This window comes from Microvirga sp. Mcv34 (assembly GCF_024519725.1).
Classification (GTDB): domain Bacteria; phylum Pseudomonadota; class Alphaproteobacteria; order Rhizobiales; family Beijerinckiaceae; genus Microvirga.
Map to the genome: position 1 here is coordinate 1 of NZ_JALJRK010000147.1, position 6,286 is coordinate 6,286.

General features: G+C 64.2%; 7 protein-coding genes. 2 read left to right on the forward strand and 5 right to left on the reverse strand.

The annotated features are described in order from the left end of the window. The first annotated feature begins 92 nt into the window (after positions 1 to 92). Both gltA and OC446_RS28820 read left to right on the forward strand, forming a co-directional pair. Positions 93 to 1,385 carry a citrate synthase gene (gene gltA, locus OC446_RS28815; RefSeq protein WP_262032361.1) on the forward strand — a complete coding sequence of 431 codons (1,293 nt, stop codon included), beginning with the start codon at positions 93 to 95 and terminating at the stop codon, positions 1,383 to 1,385. Between the two features lie 126 nt (positions 1,386 to 1,511). Next, positions 1,512 to 1,904, forward strand: coding sequence for a hypothetical protein (locus OC446_RS28820; protein WP_262032362.1), 393 nt, complete (start codon positions 1,512 to 1,514; stop codon positions 1,902 to 1,904). A gap of 8 nt (positions 1,905 to 1,912) precedes the next feature. On the opposite strand, the gene lpxB is transcribed toward OC446_RS28820, so the two are convergent. The 5 genes from lpxB to lpxD form a co-directional block, all read right to left on the reverse strand. Next, positions 1,913 to 3,091, reverse strand: a complete 1,179-nt coding sequence (gene lpxB / locus OC446_RS28825; protein ID WP_262032363.1) for a lipid-A-disaccharide synthase — start codon at positions 3,089 to 3,091, stop codon at positions 1,913 to 1,915. Beyond that, complete coding sequence (locus OC446_RS28830; RefSeq protein ID WP_262032364.1) at positions 3,084 to 3,947, reverse strand: LpxI family protein; 864 nt, start codon at positions 3,945 to 3,947, stop codon at positions 3,084 to 3,086. Before OC446_RS28830 ends, lpxB begins: the two co-directional genes overlap by 8 nt. Before the next feature lie 81 nt (positions 3,948 to 4,028). Next, positions 4,029 to 4,841: an acyl-ACP--UDP-N-acetylglucosamine O-acyltransferase gene (gene lpxA / locus OC446_RS28835; protein WP_410055166.1), complete on the reverse strand. Its 813-nt coding sequence runs from the start codon at positions 4,839 to 4,841 to the stop codon at positions 4,029 to 4,031. Further along, positions 4,838 to 5,302, reverse strand: a complete 465-nt coding sequence (gene fabZ, locus OC446_RS28840; RefSeq protein ID WP_262032366.1) for a 3-hydroxyacyl-ACP dehydratase FabZ — start codon at positions 5,300 to 5,302, stop codon at positions 4,838 to 4,840. Before fabZ ends, lpxA begins: the two co-directional genes overlap by 4 nt. A 40-nt stretch (positions 5,303 to 5,342) precedes the next feature. After that, on the reverse strand, positions 5,343 to 6,286 hold a 944-nt coding region (gene lpxD, locus OC446_RS28845), incomplete at its 5' end, for a UDP-3-O-(3-hydroxymyristoyl)glucosamine N-acyltransferase (protein WP_262032367.1).

A 6,286-nucleotide genomic window follows, 5' to 3' on the forward strand; every position in this document is an offset into this window, starting at 1 on the left:
GGCTATCCTGGAAAAGGTCGCCCGTGCGAAACAAGCGTTAGAGTCACAACACTAGGTTCTGCCCGGCCTCCGTTTTGAAAGGGCCATGACGCATGAGTTCCAACACCAGCACCGTCACCGTCGACAACAAGTCCGTGGAACTGCCGGTCAAAGAAGGCACCATCGGCCCGAGCGTCATCGACATTTCGAAGCTCTACGCTCAGACTGGGATGTTCACCTACGATCCCGGCTTCACCTCGACCGCCGCTACCGAGTCGAAGATCACCTATATCGATGGCGACAAGGGCATCCTGCTCTATCGCGGCTATCCCATCGACCAGCTGGCCGAGCACGGCGACTTCCTCGAGACCTGCTACCTGCTGCTCTACGGGGAGCTGCCGACAGCCGCTCAGAAGGCCGATTTCGACTACCGCGTCACGCGCCACACGATGGTGCATGACCAAATGAACCGCTTCTTCACCGGCTTCCGCCGCGACGCGCACCCGATGGCGATCATGGTCGCGAGCGTCGGCGCCCTCTCGGCCTTCTATCACGATTCCACCGACATCTCGGACCCGCACCAGCGCATGATCGCGTCCATGCGCATGATCGCCAAGATGCCGACGCTGGCCGCCATGGCCTACAAGTACTCCATCGGCCAGCCCTTCGTGTATCCGCAGAACGATCTGGACTATTCGTCCAACTTCCTGCGCATGTGCTTCGCGGTTCCGGCCGAAGAATACAAGGTCAACCCGGTGCTCTCGCGGGCGCTGGACCGGATCTTCATCCTCCACGCCGACCATGAGCAGAACGCCTCCACGTCGACCGTGCGTCTCGCCGGCTCCTCGGGTGCCAACCCCTTCGCCTGCATCGCGGCCGGCATCGCCTGCCTGTGGGGGCCCGCTCACGGCGGCGCCAACGAAGCGGCCCTCAAGATGCTGGAAGAGATCGGCACGCCCGACCGCATTCCGGAATACATCGCCAAGGCGAAGGACAAGAACGATCCGTTCCGCCTCATGGGCTTCGGCCACCGGGTCTACAAGAACTACGACCCGCGCGCGCGCATCATGCAGAAGACCACCCACGAGGTGCTGAACGAACTCGGCATCAAGGACGACCCGCTTCTCGACGTCGCCGTGGAACTCGAGCAGATCGCGCTCAAGGACGAGTACTTCATCGAGAAGAAGCTCTATCCGAACATCGACTTCTACTCGGGCATCACCCTCAAGGCGATGGGCTTCCCGACCTCCATGTTCACGGTGCTGTTCGCGCTGGCCCGCACGGTCGGCTGGATCGCCCAGTGGAGCGAGATGATTGAAGACCCGTCCCAGCGCATCGGCCGCCCGCGCCAGCTCTACACGGGCGAGCGGGAGCGCGACTACGTGACAGTCGCTCAGCGCGGATAAGATTCCCTAGGAAGGTTTGAAAGGCCCCCTCTTGGGGGCTTTTCTTTTGGGCAGAGCTTGCTTAAAGGAACTTCAATTATTTTCGTAATATAACATATCTAACTTTGTTTGTTCGACCTCGTCCCAATGTCTCCTGATAAATTCCAAGCAGAAAAACTGTCGACACGTTATTTGGCGATAGCTTGGGCAATAATTTGTCTTTTGCTCACCCTCTGGTCCTATGCCGAGCAAAGCATGCAAGGATTTCCGGATGGTGGCCTGACTCCCTATGAAAGACAGACTCTTCGACCGCTCCAGTTCCTTATTGCGGCCTGTTTCATACAAGGCTTCTACTTTCTCTATCTCGGCCTTACGGGCAAAGCGGTCAGTGCTGCCCGCATGCCGCTCATGATAATCGCCGCGGCACTCATCATTGTTGTGCCAATGATGATTATTCCAATCTGCCCTGATTTACCGACTTGCAGGGCGGCTTACGAGCGTATCCTGGCCACGCGCATGGACGATGGCGAAGGCGGCTAGAGGACACTTCAAGCCTTGCGCTCGGCGTTCAGAATGTCTTCCACGATCCTCGCCGCCCGCTCGCTCGGCGCCTCGTCGCCGATCCTCATCAGCGCGTCGAGCCTGCCGAAGGCGTCGATCTGCCGCCGCCGCTCGGGCGTGTCGCCCAGGAGCGGCAGAAGGGCATCCGCGAGCTTTTCCGGGGTGCAGTCCCACTGGATGAGTTCGGGGATGATGTTTTCGCCGAGAACCAGGTTGGTCAGCACGATGGACGGGGCCTTGATGAGGTATTTCAGCACTTCCTCGATCTTCGAGACCCGGTAGGCGACGACCATCGGTACCCCGGAGAGGCCGAGCTCCAGGGTCACGGTGCCGGAGGCGGCGAGCGCCGCGTCGGCGGCGCGGAAGGCCGCCCATTTGGCCGCCTCCCCCTCGACGATGACCGGCTTCACGCTCCAGGATCCGGCCCTTGCCCTGATCTCCCCGGCGAGATGCGAAACGGCCGGGATCGTGACCTCGAAGGGCTGCGGCGACCGCTCCGCCAGCATCGCCAGGGCCTCGCCGAAGGGTTCCATGAGCCGGCTGACCTCGGAACGGCGGCTGCCGGGCAGGACGAGCAGCTTGATCGGCCCGGAACCCGGATTGCCCCGTTCTCCCGGAGCGGGCCTGATCTCGCCGAGCCGCTCGATCAGCGGGTGCCCCACATAGGTCGTCGGCGGGCCGCCGAGCCTCCGATGAGCCTCCGGCTCGAAGGGCAGCAGGGCGAGCAGGTGATCCACATAGGCGCGCATCTTCGGCGCGCGGCCGGGCCTCCAGGCCCAGACGGAGGGACTGACATAATCGACGATGGGGACGCCCGGCGCCCGACGACGGACCGCCTTGGCGACCCGATGCGTGAAGTCAGGGCTGTCGATGATGACGAGCAGGTCGGGCTTTGCGGCCACCACAGCATCGGCCGTGAACTTTATGCGCCTCAGGATCGACGGCAGCCGGGCGATGACGGCGGAAAAGCCCATCACGGCGATCTCTTCGAGCGGAAAGAGGCTCTTCAGGCCCTCCCGTTCCATCGCGTGTCCGCCAACGCCGCCAAAGCGCAGACGCCCGCTCCCGAACCTCTTCTTCAGCGAGCGCATCAGCTTGGCGCCGAGCTGATCGCCCGACTCCTCGCCTGAGACAATCCAGATCGTGAGCGGCTTGTCCTCAGCCAAGATTGTTCTCCATCCAGGGCAGATCCACGGCCACAAGGAACAGACCGAGCCTGTCCGCCGTGCGTAAGGTCTTTTCCTGCTCCAGCACGAAGGTGGAGCCTGCCCCGACGGCGATGCCGGACAGGCCCGCCCGTGCGGCCTCGGCGACGGTCCGGGGACCGATCGTCGGCATGTCGACCCGCAGGTCCTGGCCGAGCTTGGCGGCCTTGATCAGCACCCCGCCCTCCTCGCGCCGCCGCAGGCCGAACCAGGACTGCCGCATTTTCATGACCCGCCGGATCATACGGTCGGTGCCCTCCGGGCCTTCGATCGCAAGGACATGCCGACGGGCGACGACGGCGCCCTGGCCGATATCGAAGGCCGACAGGGACTGGAGGAGATCGACGCCGACCGTGATCGCCTCCCGGTCGTCCGCCTGGGGCGAGCACGTGCCGCTCAAGGCCCGGGAAGCCACAAGGTCGGGCGCGAGTTCATGGGCGCCCACCACCCGGTGGCCGCGCTCCTCCAGCAGCATCACGGCCCCGCGGAGCACCTGATCGTCGCCGCGGGCGATGACCTCCTTCACCTCGTGCATGTTCCGCAGCAGGGAATAAGCGCTCAGCAGCGCCGAGAAGCCGGGACGCCGCACGGCACCGACAAGGGAGACGGCCTCCGGCCGCCATCCTTCAAGGGTGCTCATGATGGTCTTGAGGTCGAGAAGATCGACGGTGACATGGGCGCGGCGCTGCAGCTCCGCCTCGGCGAAGCCGCGGAACGCCAGCACGCGCACCTCCCGTCCCGTCCGCTCGAGGTGGTCCAGAAGTTGGACGGGAAGCTGCCCGGCCCCGGCGAGGATCGCGATCGGGCCTGATGGCATCGGAGCATCGGGCCCAAAAGCGGACCTGGACTTCTGAGACCCATCCGATGCTCCACCCTTGGAGGAGCGCATCACGATGCGCTAACCGGCCGAGCTGACCGGATCACGCGGCGTGCAGATCGCGCGGTCGCCACCTTCCCGGATGAAGTCGAGGATCTCGTGCACGAAAGGATGCTGATCGAACTCGCCGGCTACGTCCTCGACCCGCTCGGACAAGGTGCCCTCGTCGGCAAAGAGCAGGCGGTAGGCCCGGCGGATGTCGTGGATCTGCTCGCGGGTGAAGCCGCGGCGGCGCAGGCCGATGATGTTGAGGCCGGCCAGATGGGCCCGGTTCCCCATGGCCATGCCATAGGGAATGAGATCGTTCTCCAGGCCCGACATGCCGCCCACGAAAGCGTGGGAGCCGACACGGGCGAACTGGATCACGGCGGAGCCGCCGCCGAAGATCACGAAATCGCCGACCGTGACGTGGCCCGCCAGCATCACGTTGTTGGACAGGATGCAGTCGTTGCCGACCTTCGTGTCGTGGCCCACATGCGAGTTGGCGAGGAAAGCGCAGCGGTCGCCGATGACCGTGCGCAGCCCGCCGCCTTCCGTGCCGGGGTTCATGGTCACGCCTTCGCGGATCATGCAATCGGCGCCGATCTCGAGCGTCGAGGCCTCGCCCTTGTATTTCAGATCCTGCGGGATATGGCCGATCGACGCGAAGGGAAAAATGCGCGTCCGCGGACCGATCGTGGTCCGCCCGGCCAGAGCCACATGGCTCATGAGCTGGCAGCCCTCGCCCACTTCGACCGCGGGACCCACCGTGCAGAAGGGCCCGATCTTCACGCCTTGGCCGATCTTCGCACCGTCCTCGACGACGGCGGTCGGATGAATCACCGTTTCCATTATTCGAGCACCAGCATGGCACTGACTTCGGCTTCGCAGACGAGCGTGCCGTCCACCTTGGCCTCGCCCTTATACCACCACATGTTCCGGCGGTTGTTGAGCTTCTTCATGTGAAACTCGACCCGGTCTCCGGGCTCCACCGGCCTGCGGAACTTCACCTTGTCGATGGTCATGAAAAACACCTGCTTCGGCTTGGCCTGCTCGGCCATCTTGGCCTTGACGCAGATGGCGCCCGCCGTCTGAGCCATGGCCTCGATCAGGAATACACCGGGGAAAATCGGCCGAGACGGGAAATGGCCCGTGAATTGTGGCTCATTGAAGGTGACGTTCTTGATGCCGATGCACGACTTGTCGCCGTCGATCTCGATGATCTTGTCGACCAGGAGGAAGGGATACCGGTGCGGCAGAAGCTCCAGGATCTCCATGATATCGGCGGTTTGAAGCGTGGTGGGCGCTTCGGACATGACGTGTACTCCAGGCGGTAGTGGATGCCTTCAACGAACCCTATGAAGACGCATCGTCGTCTTTGGCGGAATCGCCCCGGGATGCAAGCTTTTTCAGGGCCGTGATTTCGCGGAACCAGTCGCGCATGGGACGCGCGGGCGTGCCGCCCCACCGGGCGCCGGGCGGGACATCGCCATTGACGCCGCTGGTCGCTGCGATCTGGGCTCCCATACCGATCCGCACATGGCCTTTGACGGCGACCTTGCCGCCGAGAGCCACGTAATCCTCGATCGTCGTGGAGCCGGCAATGCCCACCTGGGCAACGATCACGCAGTGGCGGCCGATGACCACGTTGTGGGCGATCTGCACGAGGTTGTCGATCTTCGTGCCCTCGCCGATCACGGTGTCGCGGCTGGCGCCCCGGTCGACAGTCGAGTTGGCGCCGATCTCGACGTCGTCCTGAATGATGACCCGCCCGACCTGCGGCACCTTCAGGTGCCCCTGCGGACCCATGGCGAATCCGAATCCGTCCTGTCCGATGCGCACGCCTGGATGAAGAATGACCCGGTTGCCGATGAAGGCATGGGACACCGTCACGTTGGCGGCCACCGAGCAGTCGCGGCCGATCTTGACCTGGGCTCCGATGACCGAATGAGAGCCGATCAGGGTACCGGCCCCGATCTCCGCATGGGGACCGATGACGGCGCCGGGATCGACCCGCACCCCATGCTCCAGCCGGGCGGAGGGGTGGACGAAGGATCCCGGCGAAATGCCCGTGGACGCGAAGGCGGATTCCGGCCGCATGGCGGACGGGAACAGGATCGCGAGCACCTGGGCGAACACGCGGTAGGCCTGTGGGGTCACGATCGCCACCGTCTGGGGCGGAACCTTCGCGGCGTAGCGCGGCGTCACGAGACAGGCCCGAGCCCGCGTCGCAGCGAGAGCGCCCACATAGGCCGGATTGTCCATATAGGCGAGATCGCCAGGACCCGCGCTCTCCAGGG

What these genes read in the sequence shown, in the direction of transcription:
- gltA (WP_262032361.1), top strand. Translation starts at nt 93, where the DNA reads ATGAGTTCCAACACCAGCACCGTCACCGTCGACAACAAGTCCGTGGAA.
- fabZ (WP_262032366.1), bottom strand. Translation starts at nt 5,302, where the DNA reads ATGTCCGAAGCGCCCACCACGCTTCAAACCGCCGATATCATGGAGATC.
- OC446_RS28820 (WP_262032362.1), top strand. Translation starts at nt 1,512, where the DNA reads ATGTCTCCTGATAAATTCCAAGCAGAAAAACTGTCGACACGTTATTTG.
- OC446_RS28830 (WP_262032364.1), bottom strand. Translation starts at nt 3,947, where the DNA reads ATGCCATCAGGCCCGATCGCGATCCTCGCCGGGGCCGGGCAGCTTCCC.